Source organism: Shewanella jiangmenensis, from assembly GCF_018596335.1.
GTDB classification, from domain to species: Bacteria; Pseudomonadota; Gammaproteobacteria; order Enterobacterales; family Shewanellaceae; genus Shewanella; species Shewanella jiangmenensis.
In genome coordinates, this window is the sequence record NZ_JAHEPS010000001.1 from 385,471 (window position 1) to 408,657 (window position 23,187).

Annotated in this window: 16 protein-coding genes; 9 read left to right on the forward strand and 7 right to left on the reverse strand. The window is 55.7% G+C overall.

All coding sequences use genetic code 11. The annotated features are described in order from the left end of the window. Entirely contained in the window at positions 1–768 is a 768-nt protein-coding gene (gene pomA / locus KJI95_RS01735; protein ID WP_214505444.1) for a flagellar motor protein PomA, read from the reverse strand. A gap of 289 nt (positions 769–1,057) precedes the next feature. Between pomA and xseB the strand changes: the two genes are divergently transcribed. The 3 genes from xseB to dxs are packed head-to-tail and all read left to right on the forward strand — an operon-like array spanning position 1,058 to position 4,067. After that, the gene (gene xseB / locus KJI95_RS01740) at positions 1,058–1,297 is read left to right on the forward strand and encodes an exodeoxyribonuclease VII small subunit (protein ID WP_214505445.1); all 240 of its coding nucleotides are present in this window, start codon (positions 1,058–1,060) and stop codon (positions 1,295–1,297) included. Beyond that, on the forward strand, positions 1,297–2,178 hold the full coding sequence (gene ispA / locus KJI95_RS01745; protein WP_214505446.1) for a (2E,6E)-farnesyl diphosphate synthase: 882 nt from the start codon (positions 1,297–1,299) through the stop codon (positions 2,176–2,178). Before xseB ends, ispA begins: the two co-directional genes overlap by 1 nt. A gap of 20 nt (positions 2,179–2,198) precedes the next feature. Next, positions 2,199–4,067 (forward strand): 1-deoxy-D-xylulose-5-phosphate synthase, encoded by a 1,869-nt coding sequence (gene dxs, locus KJI95_RS01750; protein WP_214505447.1) that lies wholly within the window; start codon positions 2,199–2,201, stop codon positions 4,065–4,067. Between the two features lie 102 nt (positions 4,068–4,169). Here dxs and grpE read toward each other — a convergent pair whose 3' ends face one another. After that, a complete protein-coding gene (gene grpE / locus KJI95_RS01755; protein WP_214505448.1) occupies positions 4,170–4,772 on the reverse strand; it encodes a nucleotide exchange factor GrpE in 603 nt (200 codons plus the stop codon). Between the two features lie 100 nt (positions 4,773–4,872). Here grpE and nadK point away from each other — a divergent pair, with 100 nt between their 5' ends. From nadK to KJI95_RS01785, 6 genes are all read left to right on the forward strand, one after another. Then, complete coding sequence (gene nadK / locus KJI95_RS01760) at positions 4,873–5,751, forward strand: NAD(+) kinase (protein WP_214505449.1); 879 nt, start codon at positions 4,873–4,875, stop codon at positions 5,749–5,751. 567 nt (positions 5,752–6,318) lie between these two features. Then, positions 6,319–7,962 carry an L-lactate permease gene (locus KJI95_RS01765; RefSeq protein ID WP_214505450.1) on the forward strand — a complete coding sequence of 548 codons (1,644 nt, stop codon included), beginning with the start codon at positions 6,319–6,321 and terminating at the stop codon, positions 7,960–7,962. A gap of 258 nt (positions 7,963–8,220) precedes the next feature. Then, on the forward strand, positions 8,221–11,112 hold the full coding sequence (locus KJI95_RS01770; RefSeq protein WP_214505451.1) for an FAD-binding and (Fe-S)-binding domain-containing protein: 2,892 nt from the start codon (positions 8,221–8,223) through the stop codon (positions 11,110–11,112). A 252-nt stretch (positions 11,113–11,364) separates the two neighbouring features. After that, positions 11,365–12,108 (forward strand): (Fe-S)-binding protein, encoded by a 744-nt coding sequence (locus KJI95_RS01775; protein WP_214505452.1) that lies wholly within the window; start codon positions 11,365–11,367, stop codon positions 12,106–12,108. Positions 12,109–12,119: 11 nt separating this feature from the next. Further along, the gene (locus KJI95_RS01780; RefSeq protein ID WP_214505453.1) at positions 12,120–13,532 is read left to right on the forward strand and encodes a lactate utilization protein B; all 1,413 of its coding nucleotides are present in this window, start codon (positions 12,120–12,122) and stop codon (positions 13,530–13,532) included. Position 13,533: 1 nt separating this feature from the next. Next, positions 13,534–14,127 carry a LutC/YkgG family protein gene (locus KJI95_RS01785; RefSeq protein WP_214505454.1) on the forward strand — a complete coding sequence of 198 codons (594 nt, stop codon included), beginning with the start codon at positions 13,534–13,536 and terminating at the stop codon, positions 14,125–14,127. A 71-nt stretch (positions 14,128–14,198) separates the two neighbouring features. Here KJI95_RS01785 and KJI95_RS01790 read toward each other — a convergent pair whose 3' ends face one another. From KJI95_RS01790 to KJI95_RS01810, 5 genes are all read right to left on the reverse strand, one after another. Further along, positions 14,199–15,296, reverse strand: a complete 1,098-nt coding sequence (locus KJI95_RS01790) for an energy transducer TonB (protein WP_214505455.1) — start codon at positions 15,294–15,296, stop codon at positions 14,199–14,201. A gap of 127 nt (positions 15,297–15,423) precedes the next feature. Continuing rightward, positions 15,424–16,776, reverse strand: coding sequence for an MATE family efflux transporter (locus tag KJI95_RS01795; RefSeq protein WP_214505456.1), 1,353 nt, complete (start codon positions 16,774–16,776; stop codon positions 15,424–15,426). Between the two features lie 170 nt (positions 16,777–16,946). Next, positions 16,947–18,074, reverse strand: coding sequence for a CobW family GTP-binding protein (locus tag KJI95_RS01800; protein WP_214505457.1), 1,128 nt, complete (start codon positions 18,072–18,074; stop codon positions 16,947–16,949). Positions 18,075–18,219: 145 nt separating this feature from the next. Continuing rightward, on the reverse strand, positions 18,220–19,575 hold the full coding sequence (locus KJI95_RS01805) for a DEAD/DEAH box helicase (RefSeq protein ID WP_214505458.1): 1,356 nt from the start codon (positions 19,573–19,575) through the stop codon (positions 18,220–18,222). 273 nt (positions 19,576–19,848) lie between these two features. Then, positions 19,849–23,001: an EAL domain-containing protein gene (locus KJI95_RS01810; protein WP_214505459.1), complete on the reverse strand. Its 3,153-nt coding sequence runs from the start codon at positions 22,999–23,001 to the stop codon at positions 19,849–19,851. Positions 23,002–23,187: the final 186 nt, after the last annotated feature.

Sequence of the window (23,187 nt, forward strand, 5' to 3'; positions counted from 1 at the left end):
TTATTCCCCGTCCGTCGTATCAATTTTACGGGATTTTTCCGACAGATAGTTCTTAAGGAAGCCTTCGATTACCCGCGGGTTTTGCCCGTCCTGAATGGCAAGCACCGCATCCATAATCAGGTTACGGTTGAGCATCTCTTCGCCCATCCGCAGCTCAAGCTTATCGGCCATCGGAATGGCCACCATGTTGGCCAGAATCGCGCCGTAAAGGGTGGTCAGCAGCGCTACCGCCATGGCAGGGCCGATGGATTTGGGGTCATCCATGTTCGACAACATGGCCACAAGGCCGATCAGAGTACCAATCATGCCCATCGCCGGACCTACGTCACCGATGGCGCGAAAAATGCGAATGCCGGTGCGGTGGCGCTCTTCGGTGAGGGAAATGTCCTTCTCAAGCGCTTCACGCACTACGTCACCATCGTGGCCGTCTACCAGCATATCGACCGCTTTTTGCATAAAACTGTTGGAGATCTGCGCCTCTTCCAGCGCGAGAAATCCGCCTTTACGGGCGGCATCGGCCATGGCCACAGATTGCTCAATCAGCTCTTCCGGCTTGTCGATTTTGAACATAAAGGCTTTCACGGCAATTTTGGCGGCGCCGAAAAACTGCTTGAGGTTGAACTTCATCATCACCACAAACATACTGCCGCCAAACACGATGAGCACCGAGGGAACGTCGATAAAAATACCCAGACTGCCGCCCATGACCATCGCCATGATGATGAACGCAAATGAGCCCAAAATGCCTATGAGGGTTGCTAAATCCACGAATGCTCCTTAATCAGCAGTCATACAGGGGGGCGGCAGCCGAAAAAACCGGTATTGGATAAAAATGCGCCGGTGGGCAAACTGCCGCGGACGACTCACACGCCGTCGAATTGGGTAAACACTATTCTCAGTTATCGGACAGACCTTCGGCAAGTTTAGCGCCATTTTATTTTTTCTAACAAAAATTCAGCAACAAAGCGTGCTGACGAGCAAATATTGGCCCGCATAATTTGACCCTGCCAGCCTCCTGATATACCTTGTCAGCGCCGACACAGCAGGAAGAATTACAGTGGCCAAAAAAAGCGAAAATTTGAGCTTCGAAGCTTCGTTGGCGGAGCTTGAACGCATAGTCGCCGACCTGGAACAGGGCGATGTTTCTCTGGACGATGCCCTCAAACAATTTGAGCGCGGTATCAGCCTGGTTCGGGCAAGTCAGGCCAAGCTTGAACAGGCTCAGCAGAAAGTGGCCATTTTGCTCAGTAACGAGACCGATGCGCCTGTGACCGATTTTCATCCCGAAGGCGAATAATGCTCAAAGCTGCACTGCATTCCTGTCAGACCCGTGTTGACCAGACTCTGGCAAGCTACCTCGATGCCCTGCCCGGCACAGCCCCCGCTCTCAAAGCCGCCATGCGCCACGGCGCCCTTTTGGGCGGCAAACGCATACGTCCATTTCTGGTGTATGCCGTGGGCGACTTGCTTGCGGTAGACAAAACCAAGCTTGACCGCCTCGCCGCCGCCATTGAGTGCATTCATGCCTACTCGCTTATCCATGACGATTTGCCGGCCATGGATGATGACGACTTGCGCCGCGGCCAACCCACGGTACACATCGCCTTTGATGAAGCGACTGCCATTCTCGCCGGTGATGCACTGCAAACCCTGGCGTTTGAAATCATCAGCGATGCCGAGTCAGGACTTGCCCCCGCCGACCAGATTGCCATGATTGCTGTACTCGCCAAAGCCTCGGGCTATCTTGGCATGTGCGGCGGTCAGGCCATTGATTTGGCGAGCGAAGGTAAGAGCATTGACCTGACGCAGCTCACCCAGCTGCATAATCTTAAAACCGGCGCACTTATCCGCGCCGCGGTTGAACTGTCGCTGATCGCGGCCCACGCCTGCGAGCGTGACCGCGACGCCCTGCGCACCTACGCCGAGGCCATCGGGCTTGCGTTTCAGGTGCAGGACGACATCCTGGACATCACTTCCACCACCGAGGAGCTGGGCAAGCCACAGGGGTCGGATTTGGATGCCAACAAGAGCACCTATCCCAAGCTGCTGGGCCTCGATGGCGCCAGGAGAACCGCCGAGGCACTGGTGGCCGACGCACTATCAGCTCTGGCTAAAATGCCATACAATAGCCAGTTACTTGCAGACTTTGCCCGTTACATCGTCGAGCGACGAGTATAAAAAAGATAAAGAATCTCGCTATGAGTTTGGACATTTCGAACTATCCATTGCTTGCCCTGGCGAGCACCCCCGAAGAACTGCGTTTGCTGCCACAGTCAGCATTGAAGCAGGTCTCGGATGAGCTGCGCCAGTTTTTGCTGACGTCGGTCGGGATCTCCAGTGGCCACTTTGCCTCAGGGCTTGGCACGGTTGAACTGACCGTGGCGCTGCATTATGTGTACAACACGCCATTCGACCGCCTGATTTGGGACGTGGGCCATCAGGCCTACCCGCACAAAATTCTTACCGGCCGGCGCGATCGTATGCACACCATACGTCAAAAAGACGGGCTGCATCCCTTCCCATGGCGTGAAGAAAGCGAATACGACACCTTCAGCGTGGGCCACTCCAGCACCTCGATTTCTGCCGCCCTTGGCATGGCGGTCACCGCCGAAAAAGAAGCGGCCGGCCGTAAAGTGGTTGCCGTGATTGGCGATGGTGCCATCACCGGCGGCATGGCGTTTGAGGCGCTTAACCACGCAGGCGATCTGCACAAAGACATGTTGGTGGTGCTGAACGATAACGAGATGTCCATCTCTGAAAACGTCGGCGCCCTCAATAATCACCTGGCCAAACTCATGTCTGGCCGCCTGTACACCACTATCCGCGAAGGCGGCAAGAAAGTGCTTAAAGGCATGCCGGTCATTAAAGAAATGGCCAAGCGCACCGAAGAGCATCTTAAAGGCATGGTGGTGCCGGGCACCCTGTTTGAAGAACTTGGCTTTAACTATATTGGCCCTATCGACGGCCATGATGTGAACGCGCTGGTTGAAACCCTTCGCAATATGCGTGACCTCAAGGGGCCGCAATTCCTGCACATCATGACCAAAAAGGGCAAGGGCTACGAGCCTGCCGAGAAAGATCCTATCGGCTGGCACGCCGTGCCCAAGTTCGACCCGACACAATTCCGCAAACCGGCCACCAAACCCGGCCTGCCGACCTTTTCGCAGGTTTTCGGCAAGTGGCTTTGCGATATTGCCGCAAAAGATCCCAAGGTGCTCGCCATTACCCCGGCGATGCGTGAGGGTTCGGGCATGGTGGAATTTTCCCAGCGTTTCCCGAAACAGTATTTCGACGCCGCCATTGCCGAGCAGCACGCCGTAACCCTGGGCGCCGGTTTTGCCTGCGAAGGCTTTAAAGCGGTAGTCGCGATTTACTCAAGCTTCCTGCAGCGTGGCTACGATCAGCTCATTCACGATGTGGCCTTGCAGCGCCTGCCGGTGCTGTTTGCCATCGACCGAGGCGGCATAGTCGGCGCCGATGGTGCCACCCATCAGGGCGCGTTTGATTTAAGCTTTATGCGCTGTATCCCCAACATGGTGATCATGGCGCCAAGCGATGAAAACGAGTGCCGCCAGATGCTCTACACCGGCTACAGCTACGACAAGGGCCCAAGCGCAGTGCGCTATCCCCGTGGCAGCGCCACAGGTGCCGAGCAAATTGAAGAAATGACCGCCCTGCCCATCGGTAAAGGCGTGATGCACCGCCAGGGCGAGAAGATTGCCATTTTAAACTTTGGCACCACCCTCGCAGCGAGCCTCAGCGCCGCCGAAAATCTTAACGCCACCGTGGCCGATATGCGCTTTGTTAAGCCATTGGACGAGGCGCTGGTGCTTGAACTGGCCGCGAGCCACGATGTGCTGGTGACGGTAGAAGAAAACGCCATCATGGGCGGCGCAGGCTCCGGCGTGCTTGAGCTGCTCGCCAGCAAGAATCGATTGAAGCCTTTGCTGCAAATCGGTATTCCGGATGAGTTTATCAAGCACGGCGGCCCTGAGCAGATTTTGTCTGAGCTTGGCCTTGATGCTGCCGGTATCGAGCGACAAATCCGCGCCTTCGTGAACCCTTGATCTGCGCATTGCGACCATAAACTTGCGAAAATAAAAAGGACTGCCGAAGCAGTCCTTTTTTATTGAGCTTTTTTATACGGCATTGCCGGTGGTACTGACCTGTCAGGCCTGAGTATCCACACCGCCGCCCTGAGACACCATTACCATGGCAGGACGCAGCAGACGGCCATTGAGCTCATAACCCTTTTGCAGCACAGCCATCACGTGGTTGGCCGGTACATCCGGGTTAGGCATCATGCCGATAGCCTGATGCTGCTCAGGGTTGAAGGGAGCGCCCTGTGGATCAACGGTTTTCACGCCGAATTTCTCAACAGCAGTCATCAATGACTTCATGGTCAGGGTCACGCCTTCCACCAGCGACTTGGTCGCCTCGTCGTCGGCATTGGTGCCGGCGAGCGCGCGCTCCATGTTATCCAGCACCGGCAGCAGCTCGTTGGCGAACTTCTCCAGGGCAAACTTGTTGGCTTTTTCCACGTCGATGGCAGCACGGCGACGGATGTTGTCCACTTCGGCAGCGGCGCGGACAACGGAGTCCTTCTGCTCATCAACCTTGGCCTCTGCAGCGGCAAGTGCCTGCTCCAGCTCTTCGATACGGAAGTTGGCCTGGGTCAGCTCATCCATCAGCGACGCCTCGGTATCGGCTGCGCCGGCTTCCAGTACTTGCTCCAGGGGCTCTTGTTGCGGGTTGGTTGATTCGTTGCTCATCTCTACTCCAAGCTAAAAATGCTTTGTTTCTGCATACACTGGGCATATTATGGGGATCAATTCCGGCGTTTCAAGGCCTTGAGGGCGCAGTTTCCCTGATATGACATCCCCATTCCACACAATTGGCCTGATTGGCAAACCCCATCACACTGGTACCAACCTGACATTAAAGCGACTTCACCATTGGCTGGGCAGCCAGGGGTTTGAAGTGTTGGTCGAAGAGCGGGTGGCAGCCGAGTTGGGTGCCAATGTCAAAGCGGTTGATTTATTGGAAATTGGCAACCGCTGCGATTTGGCGATTGTAGTCGGCGGCGATGGCAATATGCTGGGCGCCGCAAGGGTGCTGGCCCGTTTCGATGTGGGTGTGATTGGGGTAAACCGGGGTAACCTCGGTTTTTTGACCGACTTGCCACCCGATGACTTTGAAGAAATGCTCGCGGCTGTACTGGATGGCGAATTTGTCACCGAGCATCGTTTTTTACTTGAGGCCGAAGTGCATCGACATGGCGCCATCAAAGCCAGCAACACCGCAGTAAACGAAGCCGTGCTGCACCCGGGCAAAATCGCCCACATGATTGAATATGAAGTCTATATCGACAATCAGTTCATGTACTCTCAACGCGCCGACGGCATGATAGTGTCAACCCCCACCGGCTCAACGGCCTACTCATTGTCGGCGGGTGGCGCCATTCTTACCCCCAACCTGCAGGCACTGATTTTGGTGCCCATGTTCCCCCATACCCTGTCATGCCGCCCGATTGTGGTGGATGCCAACAGCACCATCAAACTGGTGGTTTCGCCTGAAAATGGTGAAAACCTCGAAGTAAGCTGCGACGGTCACGTCACCCTGGCGGTAATGCCCGGCGATGAAATCATCATCCGCCAAAGCAGCGAGCGGCTGCGCCTTATTCACCCGAAAAACTACAACTACTTCCACGTGCTTCGAAATAAGCTAGGTTGGGGCAGTAAACTGTTTTAAGCCTAGCCGCCCTTTTTGGGCATTGGTTTTCAAATCGGTAATCAGCACTACAAAATCGCTCAAACCTACTTTTTGCCAGGCCTTGAGCACACCTTCGCACCTGCTGCGCAATCTTAAATAAATTCTATGACTATCAATAGCCTTGATGACAGCCTTAAGCCGAATACTCAAGTGACGCAACTTTTTGCGACGCGCATCACATTAGCGATAACTGCATTACCTCTATATAAGCAACAGCTTTGAAATAATCTGATCAGATTTTTGCGTCTGTGTCATCATTATTGCCCCTCAAGGCGAGGATAGCGGCAAATTCCACAGCTGCTATAACCAAAAACCATAAGAACCCATCGCCGATGCGCGAGCTGGATCACATTCCAGACCAAAGACGACTGGAGCGAACTCCCAATGCCTGATATTTCTCAAAGGTTTCCGGCTTGGAATGATCTCAATCAAGTTTTTAGCACGGCAAAAACCGTTTTATGGTGGCCTGCAATCGCCGCAGCCCAAAAACAATCAAGGCGATAAGCCGGCTCGCCGGCAACACAAGCAACCCCAGAAGAGGCAATCATGACTTTCGTTCAACTTCTTGCCAGCCTGTCACCTGTGATAAGCGTAATGCTGTTCCTGGTGCTGCTCCGGCTCCCCGCATCCAAGGCCATGCCAATCTCGGCGCTGGTCACCGCCCTTGCCGCCGTGCTGGTGTGGCAGATGGATCTCAAGATGCTGAGTGCATCTGTGGTAGAAGGGCTGCTGTCGGCCCTGACGCCGCTGTCTATCATCTTTGGCGCAGTGTTTTTGCTGAACACCCTCAAATATTCAGGCGCCATGGACACCATTCGCGCCGGCTTTACCAATATCAGCGCCGATGCGCGGGTACAGGTCATCATCATCTGCTGGCTGTTTGGCGCCTTTATTGAAGGCTCGGCAGGTTTCGGCACCCCAGCCGCCATTGGCGCGCCGTTGTTGGTGCTGCTCGGTATTCCGCCGGTCGCCGCAGCCGTGGTGGCGCTTATTGCCGACTCGGCCAGTGTGTCATTCGGTGCCATAGGTTTGCCGGTACTCTTTGGGATGGAACAAGGACTGATTGAAGGCGGCAGCAGCATGGCGGCGGCGCAAATCGCCGAGCATGGCGGCCATTTCAGCGACTACGCCCGCTTTATCGCCATGCACATGATAAGTATCGACCTGGTTACCGGCACCCTTATTCCGCTGGTGATGGTGATGGTGCTGACCGGCTTCTTTGGCCGCAACAAGTCCTTTGCCGAAGGCTTGGCGATTTGGAAATTTGCGTTCTTTGCCGGCCTTGCCTTCACGGTTCCGGCCTGGGCCATCAACTATCTGGCCGGGCCTGAGTTCCCGTCTGTGATTGGTGCCCTGATTGGCATGGCTCTGGTCATTCCGGTTGCCCGCAAAGGCTGGCTGCTGCCAAGCACCCCCTGGCATGATTTCGAAACCGACGAGAGCAGCGACGCCAAAGCCAATCAGGGCGAAGTACGCTTCAGCCAGCTTGCGGCCTGGACTCCTTATCTGGTGATGGCAGCCCTTTTGGTGGCAAGCCGCACCATAGCGCCGCTCAAAAGCTGGCTTAACAGCTTTAACTTGAGCTGGACCAATCTTTTGGGCACCGAACTTAAGGCAAGCTTCGCCACGCTGTACGCGCCGGGCGCCTTCTTCGTGCTGGTGTGTGTGCTTGGATTTGTACTCTTTAAGATGCGCCGCGAGGCCATCAGTGAATCCTTGTCAGTGTCACTTAAGTCGATGGTACCGACCGTGATTTCCCTTGGTGCCTCTGTGCCCATGGTAAAAATCTTTTTGAACTCGGGCGCCAATGAGGCAGGTCTTGCCTCTATGCCGGTGGCGCTCGCCGACATGCTGGCAGGCTCCATGGGCGCGGTTTGGAACTGGATGGCACCCGTGGTGGGGATTTTCGGCGCGTTTCTGTCTGGCAGTGCCACCTTCTCCAACATGATGTTCTCCGGGCTTCAATACAGCGTGGCCGATAACATTGGCGCCAACCATGCGCTGACGCTGGCCTTGCAGGGTATTGGTGCCAACGCAGGTAACATGATGTGTGTGATGAACGTGGTTGCCGCCGCTACAGTGGTGGGTATGGCGGGCCGCGAGTCTGAAATCATCCGTAAGACCATGCCGGTGGCTCTGGGCTATGCCCTGGTTGCGGGCACAATAGCGGCGCTGTGGGGCGGATTCTAAGCGCAAATTGCCTTGCTCACCTCTTGCCCGCCTAATGTGCCGATTAAGGCACAAGGCGGGCAAGGACTTCGTAAATACGCCGCATCGATTTACAAGCAGCAGATCTTTAAAAGCAGCATCAAGATAAAACGCAACAAATAGAAGAGCCTGCCTAAAGCGCCATCAGAGCGAACTACAGGCCATTAAAAAGCGCCCAAGACTCTTGGGCGACTTTCAACGCCCGACTGATTACAGTCGCTTGAGTGTAGAGAGCACATTATGTCTGTCGATAACAACACTGTAGATCCCAAAACCGCTTCAGGGCTCAAGGCCGCCGTGGAGCTTAAAAACATAGTCTCCAAAATAATCGACTATGAAACCCTCTCCACTGAGCTTAAAGCCAGTCTCGGGGAGAAGGCGGTAAGCCGCGACCCGGTGCGCCGCTTTGCCTGGTCAACCGACGCCAGTTACTTTCGCATCGTGCCCGAAGTGGTGGTCCACGCCGACAATCTTGAGCAGGTGAAGGCCACCTTAAGCCTGGCCCGCAAGCACGGCGCCCCTGTGACCTTTCGCGCCGCCGGCACCAGTCTGTCGGGCCAGGCCATCGGCCCGGGGATTTTGCTGAAACTTGGTCACGATGGGTTCAGAGCGGTAAAGGTGAGCGACGATGGCACCAAGGTCACTTTGGGGGCTGCGGTTATCGGCGCTGACGCCAACGCGGCGCTTAAACCTTTGGATAAAAAAATCGGCCCGGATCCCGCCACCCTCGCCTCGGCCATGATTGGCGGCATAGTCAACAACAATGCCTCCGGCATGTGCTGCGGCACCGCGCAAAACAGCTATCAGACAGTCGCCTCGATGAAACTACTGCTCGCCGATGGCACAGCGCTGGATACCGGCTGTGACACATCGCGGCATTGCTTTCGTCAAAGTCATGCTGAGCTGCTTGATGGCCTTGCTAAGCTTGCTGCCATGGTCAAAGCCGACGACGCCCTCGCCGCCCGCATTCGTAAAAAATACGCCATTAAAAACACCACAGGCTACAGCCTCAATGCCCTGGTGGATTTTGAAGAGCCCTTCGATATTTTGAATCACCTGATGGTGGGCAGCGAAGGCACCCTGGCGTTTGTGGATGAAGTGACCTACCACACAGTGGATGAAGCCCGTTTCAAGGCCTCTGCCATGGCGGTGTTCTTCTCCATGGAAGATGCTGCGAGCGCCATTCCGTTTTTGATTGGCGACAGTGTCGCCGCCGCCGAGCTGCTGGACTGGGCCTCTATCAAGGCTGTGACCGGCAAAAAAGGCATGCCGCTATGGCTTAAAGACTTGCCCGAAGGCGCGGCAATTTTGCTGATTGAGTCCCGCGCCAGCGATGCGCAAACGCTTAAAGCCTACACAGACGAAGTGATTGGCAAGATTGCCCACATTCCTACCTGGCAACCCATTGAATTCAGTACCGATGCAGCCGTTTACAGCAAGTACTGGGCGATGCGCTCGGGGCTGTTCCCGATTATTGGCGGTGAGCGGCCCAAGGGCAGCTCGGTCATTATCGAAGACGTGGCCTTTGAAGTGCAACACCTGGCGGCAGCCGCCAGGGATTTAACGGCGCTGTTCCATAAACACGGCTATCCCGAAGGCGTGATTTACGGCCATGCGCTGGCGGGGAACTTCCACTTTATCATCACACCCACCTTCGCCACCCAGGCCGACATCGACCGCTTCCACGGCTTTATGCAGGATGTGGCCGAGATGGTCATCCACACCTACGACGGCTCAATGAAGGCCGAGCACGGCACCGGCCGCGCAGTGGCGCCCTTTGTGGAAATGGAATGGGGCAGCGATGCCTACACCCTGATGAAAAACATCAAGGCGCTGTTTGACCCGACAGGTATGTTAAACCCCGGCGTTATCCTCAATGACGACACCCAGGTGCACGTGAAAAACATCAAGCCCTGCCCGGTGGTGGACGACCTGGTGGACAAGTGTATCGAGTGCGGCTTTTGTGAAAAGACCTGCCCGACCTCGGCCCTTAACCTCACCCCAAGGCAGCGTATCGCGACCCTCAGGGAAATCAGCCGCCTAGAGCAAACTGGCGACAGCGCCGCTGCCGAAGAGCTTCGCGCCGCCGCCAAATACGATGTGGTGGATACCTGCGCCGCCTGTCAGCTGTGTACCATCGCCTGCCCGGTGGACAACAGCATGGGCCAGCTGGTGCGCAAGCTTCGCACCCCCTACATCAGCACCACAGAGCAAAAGGTACTCGACTTCCAGGCCAAGCACTTTGGCGCCGTGAATCAGGTGATAAGCACAGGATTCGATGCCCTTGGCGTTATCCATCGCATCACAGGCGACAGCCTCACCTCGGGCTTGATGAAATTCGGCCGGATGATCTCCAAAGAAGTGCCCTACTGGGACCCAAGTTTCCCCAAAGGCGGCAGCCTGCCGAAGGTGTCGGCGCCCAAGCCCGGCCGCGAAACCTTGGTGTATTTCCCCGCCTGTGGCGGTCGTACCTTCGGCCCCACGCCACTCGATACCGACAAGCGGCCGCTGCCTGAGGTAGTGGTAACTGTGCTTGAGCGCGCCGGCTACAATGTGGTGGTACCCGAGCACGGCCGAAGCCTGTGCTGCGGCCAGATGTGGGAGTCCAAGGGCGATTTCAAGAACGCCGATGCCAAGCGGCTCGAGTTGATTGAGGCACTTAAAGCCAAATCCGATAACGGCAAGCTCAAGGTCCTGGTCGATGCGCTCTCCTGTACCAAGCGCACCCTGGGCGGCGAACCGGATATTGAAATCCTCGATCTGGTGGAATTCCTCCATGATGAAGTGCTGCCGCGCCTGACTCTGAGCCCCAAGGAGGTGGTTACCCTGCACCTGGGCTGCAGCGCCAAACACCTCAAGGTGGAAGATAAGATGCAGGCCATCGCCCAGCTCTGTGCCAAACAGGTGCACCGTCCTGCAGGTATCGACTGCTGTGGTTATGCCGGAGAGAAAGGCCTCTACAAGCCTGAAATCAACGAGGTAGCGCTTCGGAATATCAAAAAGCTGCTGCCGGTCGGCGTGAAGGAAGGCTACTACGCCAACCGTATGTGTGAAGTTGGCCTTGGCAAGCACAGCGGCATCCCCTACCGCCACCTGGTGTATCTGGTGGAAGAATGTAGCCGCGGTAACTGATCCGCACGTTAAACCTCATCAAAAAAGGTCGCAGAATTGCGGCCTTTTTCATTTTAAATCAGCGCATTAAAACTTTTGCATTTTTGCAAAAAAGCAATCTCGCATTTACTGAAATACCACTGTTTTGAATGGGGTTTTAGGCCTATAGTGAAATGCCATAGGGGTTATGCATCTTTGGCATACCCCTTTGAATGTCCACAGAGGCCGCCCGAGCGGCCCGCTAAATTGCATGTCGGCAACGGGACCAACAAGATGAAAATAGCCCTCTTCACGCCTTGCCTGGTAAACCAGATGATGCCCGAGGTTGCAGTGGCAACCCTGTCGGTACTGGAAAAACTGGGTCATCAGGTGATCTTCCCCCAAGGCCAAACCTGCTGCGGCCAACCCATGACCAACTCTGGCTGCTTCAACGAAGCCAAAAACACCACCATGAAACTGCTGAACGCCTTCAAAGGCGTGGAGTGCGACGCCATTGTCTGTCCGGCGGCGTCCTGTTTGGTGGCAGCCAAAGAGAACTTCCATGAATTCGATAAAAGCGCCGAAGCCAAAGCCGTTATCGACAAGCTGTTTGAACTGACCGAATTTTTGCACGATGTGGCGCCCGTAACGGCCTTTCGCAGACCACTCAATAAAAAGCTCAGCCTGCAGCTCAGTTGCCACGGTATCCGTATGCTGGATTTGGCCGCGCCCACTGAGTACATGGGGCCGCGCTACAACAAGATGGAAGCCCTGCTGTCACGTATCGACGGCGTTGAGATTTGCTACCCGGAGCGGCGTGATGAATGCTGCGGCTTTGGCGGCACCTTCAGCGTGGATGAAGGCTCGGTGTCTGCCAAGATGGGCAAAGACAAGGCCCAGGCCCACGCCGACACAGGCGCGGACTATGCAGTAGGCTTTGACCCCAGCTGCCTGATGCACCTCGATGGCACCATCCGCCGTAAGGGCCTTGCCATCGAAACCCGCCACCTTGCCCAAATTCTTGATTTGGCGCTGTAACGGAGGTCGTCATGGAGCGAAAAGTACAAACCCATGCCAAGGCGGCCGAGATTTTCTGCCGCGATGAGAGTCGGGTCGATTGGCACTCCAAAGCCTTGTGGGTGCTGCGTGAAAAGCGTGACCGCGCCGCCGGAAGCCTGCCCGAGTGGGAGGAGCTGCGCGCCCTTGGCTCCCAAATCAAGCTGCATACCTTAAGCCATCTTGGTCAGTATCTGGAAACCTTTGAAGCCAACTGCCTCAAGCGCGGCATTCAGGTGCACTGGGCCAAAGATGGCGCCGAGCACAACCGTATCGCGCTGGAGATTTTAAGGCGCCATCAGGTGAAAAAACTGGTCAAATCCAAGTCGATGCTCACCGAAGAGTGCCATTTAAACCCCTTCCTCGAAGGTCATGGCATCGAGGTCATCGACACCGACCTTGGCGAGCGCATTATTCAGCTCAATCACCAGCCGCCCTCGCACATTGTGGTGCCTGCCATCCACATGAAAAAAGAGGAAGTGGGCGAGCTGTTTCACGACAAGCTTGGCACCCCCAAGGGTCAAAGTGACCCAACCCGCCTGACCCGCGCCGCCCGCGCCCACCTGCGGGAGCAGTTCCTGAGCGCCGATGCGGCCATGACCGGGGTTAACATGGCCGTGGCCAGCGAAGGCGCCGTGATTGTGTGCACCAACGAAGGCAACGCCGATATGGGCGCCAACCTGCCCAAATTGCAGCTGCACTCCATGGGCATCGACAAAATAGTACCGGACATGGACAGCGCAGCTGTGCTCCTTCGGATGCTGGCCCGCAACGCCACTGGTCAGCCAATCACCACCTATTCCAGTCTCTACCGCGGCGCCAAAGCCGGCGGCGAGATGCACATCATCATTGTGGACAATGGCCGCAGCGAAATGATGCGCGACAAGATTTTGGGCGAAGCGCTCAAATGTATCCGCTGTGGTGGCTGCCTCAACACCTGCCCTGTGTACCGCCGAAGTGGCGGCTACAGCTATGGTCACACCATCCCCGGCCCCATCGGTATTGCCGTGGGCGCCGATGAGGATGAAACCCATTCCAGCCCCTGGGCCTGCACCCTGTGTGGCTCCTGCAGCTTTGTCTGCCCCACCAAGGTGCCGCTGGACAAGATTATTTTCCACCGTCGCCGTCTCTACGCCGAACGTGGCAGCCTGCCCTATGGCAAAGGCAGCTACATGCCGCTGGTCGGCCGTTTTATGGCAAGCGAAACCCTGTTAAACACTGGTATGGCAGCGGCGCGCACCGCGCTGGCCATTCTGCCCCACAGCCTGCTCAAACCCATGAGTGGCGCCTGGGGCAAATACCGTGAGCTGCCCACAGCGCCGGGCTCAAGCTTCGAGGGTTGGCTTAAGAAAAATCGGCCAGAGCTTTTGGTAAAGAGCACCAAGAACAGCAAGGGGGAGAACTGATATGTCCAAGCAAGCCATTCTCGATGCGCTGAAAACCTCCGCCATGGCGGATGTGGCCATGCCTGAGCTTAAAAGCATCGGCAATCAGCTGTCCCAGGTGGAGCTTGAAAGCCGCCTTGAAACCAACCTCGCCACAGTGGCAGGCAAACTGGAGCCGGGCGGCATTGAGGCGTTAAAGGCGCACACCCAAAGCCTGATGGCACAAGGCAAAGTCGTGCTGTCCCTGGTAGACGGCGTGCCCGGCAACCGTGAGCTCACCGCGTCCCCCCACGCCCTGGCGGATGTGGATTTTGCGGTTATCCCCGGCGAGCTCGCAGTAGCAGAAAACGGCGCTGTCTGGGTGACGGAAGCGGCGTTAAGCCAGGGTGAGCAGGCCGCCCGCATCGCCCCTTTTATCTGTGAGAATCTGCTGCTGGTGGTGCGCCGCGATGCCATAGTCGCCGACATGCATCAGGCTATGGGCCGTATCGGTAAGCTTGAAGATGAACTGGGCTTTGGGGTCTTTATTGCCGGACCATCCAAAACCGCCGATATCGAGCAAGCCTTGGTGGTGGGTGCCCACGGCGCCTGTAGCCTGGCGCTGTATTTGATTTAGCGCTCGCTTTCGAGAAACAAAAACGCCGCGAATTCGCGGCGTTTTGTTTATCACCTTTTATTGGCGAGCCGTTAATGGATCATAAAGTCCAGTCGAACCGTGCTTTCGCCCTTCACCGGCTTGCCATCTTCAAACTTAGGGGCAAATCGCCAGGCGCTCAGGGCTTCCAAAGACGCTTTTTCAAAGGCTTTGCCGCCCGCTGATTTGAGGATTTTTGGCTCCCTGACCATCCCCATCTCATCAACGGTAAAGCTAAGCTCTGCCCAGCCACTCTTGCCCCGTTTGGCAAGCTCAATTGGATAGTCAGGCTCCTTACGAAACAGCGGCAATTGTTGCTGATTGTCATCCCAGGGCTTCATACTGCCGATGGCAATGCAGTGCTCGGTCGACTTATCCCTCTCACCAAGCTTTTCATAGACTTGAACCAAACGACTGTGAGCGCCAAGGGCAAAGGGATGGGAATAGTTGAGCACCTTGTACTGTTCAATCACTTCAAGAAACAGCGGCTCGGCCTTGCCGTATTTGCCATTGCCCAAATAAGCACTGGCCAGCAGGTAAGTGGCTTCAAGCCTCAGCGTGCTGTTGGCCGGATGCTTGGCAGCAAGATACTCGTGGGCATCCTTGATATAGCCATACACAGTGGCGTTGTAGAACTCAGTGCTGGCCAGGCGTTTAAAAGCGTTCAAGCGGGTAATGGCGAGCAGCTCATCCTTTCCCGAATCTTCAGCAATCTCCAGCGCGCGCTGATAGGCATCCTTGGCAGTTTTGCTGTCTTGGGTCACATCACCGAGCACCATCAATGGCTCGATAAGATTGGTCGCTTCTTTGCCAAACCTGGCTTCATAACTGGCAACACTCATGCTGGCAATCTCGGCGGCGCGCTTTCGGTCAGCTTCAATATCGCCCGAATTATCGCTTCTGAGCGCCTTGGCGAGATTCAAACCCAGATTGGCATAATCCAGGCTGTCTTTGCCGAATTTGGCTTCGCCAAGTTGATAGGCAGTTTCGGCATGACTGCGGGCCTCGGCGTTGTGGCCTGCACTCCAGGCCTGCTGATAGCGGCTGAAGGCAGCGGAAAAATCATCGGCGTTGGCAAACGGGGCTAATGCGCTCAGAGCAGATGCACTCAGGGCGAGCAGCAACGGCGCAAGCTTCAATGGGGTTGTCATTATAGTAATGTCCTTATCGTCATGACTTTAAGTTATGTTTACCTTGTTGGGCACAGCTCAAAAATGAGGCAAATATAACAAATTGACAACAACTTACAAGCGCTTTCAAACAGCTACAGTAAGCGGCCTATTTAGCGGCGATATTACTCAATTGCCGGTCAATTTTTGCCATCTGCCACAGCATCCACAGTGTCAGGCAGCCGCTGACAGTAGCAAGCGACACCCACACCCCCGGCACGCCAAAGGCCCAGGCAAAGCTGTAAATCACCAGACCAATCAGCACCAGTTTGGTACCGGTGAGGATGGAGGCCTCTTTTGGCCGGTTAATGGCCTGGAAGAAACTGGCGCCCACCAAAATCATGCCTTCAAAAGGCAGTCCCCAGAAATACAGCCGCATGCCTTCAATGGCAACCGGGCTTAAGGCCGGATTATCACCGGCAAAAATAAACACCGCCCACTCGGGCTTGCCGTAAATAAATATCAGCCCAAGCCCTGCCATCAGCAGAGTCACCATCATAGCAAGCCGGCGAATTTTACGTACCCGGTCAAAGCGTCCGGCGCCGGCGTTAAAACTGAGCACCGGCTGCGAGCCAAGGGCTATGCCTTCAAAAATGAGATAGAAAAACGCCTCGGTGTAACTCACCACGCCGTAGGCGGCTACATGCAGCGGGGTACCAACCCACAAAAGCGCCGTGTTGTGCAGCGTCAGCACTATAGATAAATAGAGGTTCATCAACAGGCTTGGCAGGCCAACCCGGGCGATATTAAGGCAGTTATCCAGGGTAAGGCGCATTTGCGCAAGGCTTATCCGAAGCTGAGTCCGGGGCGAGAAAAAATGCTGCAGACACAAAAGCCCGGTCACGGCCTGAGAGAGCATGGTGGCGATGGATGCACCGGCCAGGCCATAGTTCCACACCACGATAAAAAGGTAATCCAGCACAGTATTAATCACACCGCCGGCAATCAGTACCCAGGTCACAAAGGCAGGGCGACCGTCGTTACGCAGCAGTGTGGTAAAGGCCATGGAAATCAGCGGGAAAATACACAGGGCAAAGTACCAGAACAGGTACTCATGGGCGCTTTCAAGCACCTCGCCTTCTGCGCCAAGCCAGATAAGGATATGCCGCGAGCTTAAGGAACCAACAACCGTAAAAAACAGCGCCGCCAGCAAAATAAGCGTAAATGCGTTGCCAAGAAGCTGCCGCGCCTTATCGGTTTTTCCCTCTCCAAGGCGAATCGACATCAGCGCACCGGCGCCCATACCAATCATGGCACCGACAGCGTAAAGCACAGCCCCTACCGGGTAAGCCAGCATAATGCCCGCAAGCCCGGTTTCACCTAAAAAGTGGCCAACAAACATGCCATCAATGGTGACATACACCCCAGTAACCAGCATGGAGGCCACTGTGGGCAGGGTATAGCGCCAAAAGAGGCGCGAGACGGGGGCCTGCAGCAGGTCTTGGGTATGGCTATGGCTCATGTTTTATATTCTGTTTTTATGATTTATATTTTTTACAGCAAAAAACGATTGTAACGGATGAAACCTTAAATCCGCCAGCAATTTGGCTGATACCGGCTATGTCGTCTCGTTTCAGCCTTCACGCGCCCACGCCAAGGCTATCAGCGCCAAGTATCGGCAATCATTGAGAGTCAGCGGCCGCCATCAGTTGCTGCAGTCAGTTGCCGCTCAAGCGCGTCCCAGTCAAGCGGGGTGCGGCTGATAAACTCGATGCGTGAATCCATCGCATCATCAAGCTCACTGAGGCTTAGCGTCTCCTCGAGCCGGTTTATCGCCAAAATGCCATCGGCGGTTATCATCACGGCTTTCAGGCGAAGTGTGGGCGTAGCGTCACAAACGGCCAGCAGCGCATCAAAATCAAAACGCCAATCGGGTGAAAAACACCAGCCACAGGAAAAAAAGCCATCACTTTCATGGGTTTTACGACTAAAGCCCTGCTCGTTAAAATCCATTACTTCATCGGCTGTATCCGGCGCATCAAACAGGCTGCGTGCCATCTTTAAGCCAATCGGACGGACGGGCTGTGCCTGAGTTACGTGAGTTACCTGAGTTGCGTGAGTTACCTGAGCTGCTTGAATCGCCCCGACGCCGCGAATTGCTGGTGCTGGTGCAGATGCGTTCTGCATCTTTGCACCACGTTTTTTAGCAGGCGGCGTGGACAATGCTCGCAGCAGCGGCTCGCCGAGTTCATTGGCAGTGCTGTGGGGCAGAACAAGGGCATCACTGCCAAGGCCGTCAAGGTAGGCCTTAAGGTTTGAGAGCGCCATGTCATCGTAGCAATCGGCCTTGCTCGCCAGCACCAGATCGGCCACCAGCAGCTGCTGATTAAAAAGCTCATGCCCGGTGTAGCGGCTGTCGTTAAGATTTCGGGGGTCTACCAGACACACAGTGGCGTGCACCTTGAGTACATCGCGGTATTCATCGTTTTGCAGCGCCGCTAAAATCTTGTCCGGATGGCCAAGTCCGGTCGGTTCAATCAAGAGTCGATGCGGCTTTGCCTTTCGAAGCAACTGGGCAATTGCCACCTGGGTTGGCACACCGGCAGCGCAGCAAAGGCAGCCGCCCGGCACTTCACGAATGCTGACACCGTCGGCCTGGCCAAGCAGCGCGCCATCAAGACCTATTTCGCCGAACTCATTGACCAGCACGGCCCAACGTTCACCCTCGGGCTTTTGTTCAAGCAAACGTTTGATAAAACTGGTTTTACCTGAACCCAAAAAGCCGGTGATAAGATTCACCGGAATATTTGCCAGCAGCATTCGGTACTCCTTGCTCCGAAAAAGGTTTGATGCCCCAAAACGCTTCGATAATCACGGGCTGCCAGATGGCCTGAGACTCTGGTTTAGCCAAAAGGCTTTAGGTCTAAAATCATCCAGCCTCATAAGGCCTGAGGCCTCTACTCCATCATTTGGACTTATTGTTGCCCTGGGGCTTTCGCGCCGACGAAAATGGCTTTTTAGCCGCCCGGTTTGCGTTTGCCCCTTTGGCGCCGGGGTGGTGAGAGTTGCTGCTAGTACCTTTTCCGGCACCGGATTTGCCAGCACCAGATTTGCCAGCAGCAGATTTACCTGTGCCGGTACGGCGAAACGGCTTGGCTGGCGCCGCATCGCGATAGCGCTCCGGCAACGGGTCTTTGGGGCCGTAGCCTGCAGGCGTTACCGCCTCCGGCAAATCCGGGCAGAGCGTTTTAAGCAGCGCCAGCGACGCCCTGTCATCGCGCTCAAGCACCACAATCGCATGCCCCTCGCGGCCCGCACGGGCGCTGCGGCCAAGGCGATGCAGTATATCTTCTTCGCTGTGTGGCATACCAAGGCTTATCACCACAGGCAGATTGGCAATATCAAGCCCACGGGCGGCCACATCGGTGGCGACCATCAGTCGCAGATTGCCTTCTTTGAATTCATCCAGCGCCCGGCGCCGTGCGCCCTGGGTTTTATTGCCGTGAAACGCGCCGCAGCGCAAGCCGTCAAGCTTAAGCTCCTTCACCAGCGCATCCACCCCTTCGCGGGTGGGCACAAACACCAGTGCCTGCTGATAATTGCGCTTGCCAACAAGCTCCGCAAGCCACTCGGCCCAGCGGCGACGGTCGAGATGAATAAGCTCAAGGGTGAGCGAGTCAGGGGTTTCGCCGGTTTGTTTGGCCTCAATGGTCAGTGGCGTGCGCAGCCAGCGCGCCGCAAGCTGCTGTTCTTTCTCGGCAAAACTGGCTGAAAACAGCGCGCTCTGATGCTCGCCAAGGCGGGTACGGATGCGGCTGATATCCGGCGCAAACCCCATATCCAGCATGCGGTCTGCCTCATCGAGCACCAGATGCCGCACGCCATCGAGTGACAAACCAAAATGGCTGATTAAATCCCACAATCTGCCCGGCGTTGCCACCAGCACATCAACACCGCGCTCAAGCGCGCGCACCTGATTGCGGATATTCACTCCGCCATAAACCGCGAGGCTCACAAGATCTAGCCCTTCACTGTAGCGAATGATGCTGCCGGCCACCTGCTCGGCAAGCTCGCGGGTCGGCACCAGCACCAGCGCGCGCACCTGCTTTTGTACATCAGATTCACGTTCAGCCAGCAGCTGAATGATGGGCAGCGCAAACGCCGCCGTCTTGCCACTGCCTGTCTGGGCGATGGCGAGCACATCACGCCCCTCAAGCAGCGCCGGAATGGCGCGGGTTTGAATGTCGGTCGGCTCACGGTAGCCAAGCCCGGTCGCGGTGGTGACCAGGGTGTGATTCAGGCCAAGGGATGAAAAAGCCATGAAGCCTCGCAGGTGATAATGGGTTAAAAAGGCAGGCGACGGGGTAAGAACCGCTGTCACCACAAGGAGCTGGCATAAATAGAGCGCACTATACCAATGCGCTGTCGGATTTTATCAGTCAGTCTGCATCAGTCAGTTTCTATCTGTCCGCTTCTGTCGGCTTCCAAAACGCTCAACTGACTGGGCTGACAGATAGTATGAAGATGCACAGCCAGGGAGGCGGCAGTATAGTCATCCCCATTCAAACTGCAAAGCGCAGTGTGTATTGCCGGATTACTCTGTGCCTTTGGTGCCTGCGGCAAGCCAGTTGTCTGTCACAGCCTCGGTGTCTGTCAAAGACTCCGTTTCTCTAACATCATGGTCTCGAATATCTTGGTTCTTAACCTGCTGGCCAGCGACATCCGTGCCGGCAAGGTACTGCCCCTCAAAGTCAGCGGCGCTCAGTGGTTTTGAGTAAAGGTAACCCTGACCGTAATCACAGCCCATGGCAAGCAGCAAATCCCGCTGGCCCGCCGTTTCCACCCCTTCGGCAATCACCTGCATGCCCAGTTTATGGGCCATCACAATAATGGCTTCGCACAGGGTATGGTCACTGCTGTCATGCTCTAGATTTCGGGTAAAGGACTGATCGATTTTAAGATAATCGATATCGAATTTTTTAAGGTACGCCAGCGACGAGTAGCCGGTACCAAAGTCATCCAGCGACACCTGAATACCGGCGTCGCGATAAGCCAACAGCTTTTCGGACACCCCGCTTGAAGCATCGAGCAGCAGCCCTTCGGTGATTTCGATGCAGATGCCGCCTGCGGTCAAATCAAGCTCCTTAAGCAGCCCCACCCAGCGCTCGAAGTTTTCACCTTCATCGCGAAACTGCACCGGCGACTTGTTAACGCTGAGCTGTATCGGCTTGCCGTACTTTCGTTGCCAGTCGCGGCTCTGGCGGGCGGCATTTTCAAACACCCAGGTACCGATTTCGAGAATAAGCCCTGTGTCTTCTGCCACCGGAATAAATTCCGCCGGCGACACAAAACCCCGCTCGCTGTGGTGCCAGCGCAGCAATGCCTCGGCCTTGTGCACTTCGCCGCTCGCCATATGGACTATGGGCTGAAAATTAAGGCTGAACTGCTGTTTCTCCACCGCCAAACGCAAATCCTGAATAAGCCGCATCCGGTAGCGGGCATATTCCTGCATTGAGGGGGTGAAGTAATTGAAGCGATTGCGGCCCTGCTCTTTGGCCGCATACATGGCCTGATCGGCATGTTTGAGCAGTGCCTCGCGGCTCGATGCATCATCAGGGAACAGGGTAATGCCGATACTGACACTGATATACGCCGTATCCTGCCCAAGTAAAAAAGGCTCGGCCACGGATTTCAGGATCTTACTCGCAACCCGCTCAACGCCCTGCGGGTCGTGGATATCGCGGATCATCACAGTGAACTCATCGCCGCCAAGGCGCGCCACCACGTCCGACTCGCGCACGCAGGCGCGAATGCGCCCGGCGCATTCCACCAGCAGTTTGTCGCCCATGTCGTGGCCCAGGGTATCGTTAACTTCTTTAAAAAAGTCCAGGTCGAGGAACATCAGCGCAAAATGGGTTTGCTGGCGCTCTGCAAGTGCTATCTCTTTATCCAGATAATCGAGCAGCATCCGCCGGTTGGGTAAGCCGGTGAGCGGGTCATAGTTGGCCTGCTGCCAAATCAGCTGCTCCTGCGCCTTTTTCTCGGTGATATCCGAAAACAGCGCAACCCGCCGATAGGGCCGCCTGTGGCTGTCGTAAATGGTATTCACCGTGAGCCACACCAGATACTCATCACCATTTTTGCGCTGCTGCCACATCTCGCCCTGCCAGCGGCCGGTGGTGATGAGCGCAAGATTCATTTCACGGAAAAAATGCTCTGGGTTGCGCTCGTAATGAAACAGGGTGATGGACTGCCCCAACACCTCATCTTCACTGTATCCTGTGATTTCGCAAAAGGCGGCATTGATGGTGATAATATTGCCCTTATCGTCCATCACGCTCATGGCTTCGGTCGAGGTGTTGTACACAGAAGCTGCGAGCTCCAGCTGCTCCTGATTGCGCCGCGCATCTGTGATATCCATGTGGATGCCGCACATCCTCAGCGCCTTGCCGTTTTCATCCCGCAGCATCACCCGGCCCGTGTCACGTATCCAGCGGGTCTGGCCGTCTTTGGCGCAAATACGGTACTCGAGGTGATGATTGGCCGTATGGCCGTTTAAGTGCAAATCGAGGGAGCGCAGCAGTTTAAGGCGGTCATCTGTATGCACCGAATCGACCCAAATACGGTTATTGTCCATCATCTCGGTCATGGATACGCCGAGCATCTGGGCGCAGCGCTCGTTACGCACCACAATATCTGACTTCAAATCCCAGTCCCAAAAGCCCAGCTCCGCCGACGCAAGCACCAGTGACAGCTGCTCGCGACTGGCCCTGAGCCTGAGTTCAGACATGGTCTGATCGCTGATATCCATAAAACCGGCTATCACCAGCTGCACCTTGCCGCTGCTGCGCTTACAGGCCACGGTCATATGGGTGTGAACCAGGCTGCCATCTTTGGCATAAAAACGTTTGTTGATTTCGTACTGATCTATCTCACCCGCCAACATACGGGTGAAAAACGCCAAATCCCGTTCCAGATCATCGGCATGGGACATATGCTCCCAGCTGAGGCCAAGGAGTTCCTTTTCGGTGTATTTGAGCATCTGACACAGGCGCGGGTTGACCTTAATCCAGCGCTTGTCCACCGAGGTGATGGCAATGCCAATGTTGCCTACGTTGAACTGCGAGCGAAACAGAAAGTCATCCTGCAGCTTGATTTTGTCATCACGCTCCAGCCAGAGCCGGCGCGACAACATCAAGCCAAGCAGCAAGGTGAGCGGCGGACAAATAATAACAACAGGCCAAAAAATTGCGTCCAGAAACGCCAGTGCCACTTTAAGCGGCATCAGCAACATGCAAAAAAGCATCACAAGATGGACCAAAAACCCCATCAGCAGCAGTTGCCAGCCCTTGATATCGGCAAGTTTATCGCGAAACCAGTAGCGCAGCATGATGCCGATACCGCCACTTAAGGCGATGCCGAGCATGCCGGCAAACATCGCCTGACCGCCAATGCTGTAGCGATAAGCTGCGGTCATGGCCGCAGCAACCATAGTCGGAATAGCGCCAAAATAGAGGCCGCTGATACTGAGGAGCACGCCGCGGGTATCGAAGTAAATCCCTTCGCTGAATTCGTACGGCAACGACATAATAGTCAGGCCAATCAGGCCTATAACGAGACCAAGCGCGCCCCGCCACAGCCCAAGAAATTGTTGCTGCTTAAACCAGGGTATGGCGTCGTAAATAAATACCAGCGCCAATAACAGCGCGGCATTGACCACCAAGGGGAACAGAATCGCCTGATCCATGCTTTGCCTTCAATCTCCCGGGTTGACTGTGGGTGCCAAAGCGCAGCCGCTTTACCCCAAGCCACCCGTGCAGCTCGGGGTAAAGATGTTGATCTTGAGAGAATTGTAGCAGAAGGCGAGCGACATCAAACACCTGGCGCAATGGCTTTTCATGCAAACGTGGCAGACTGTCAAAAATCACGCTGT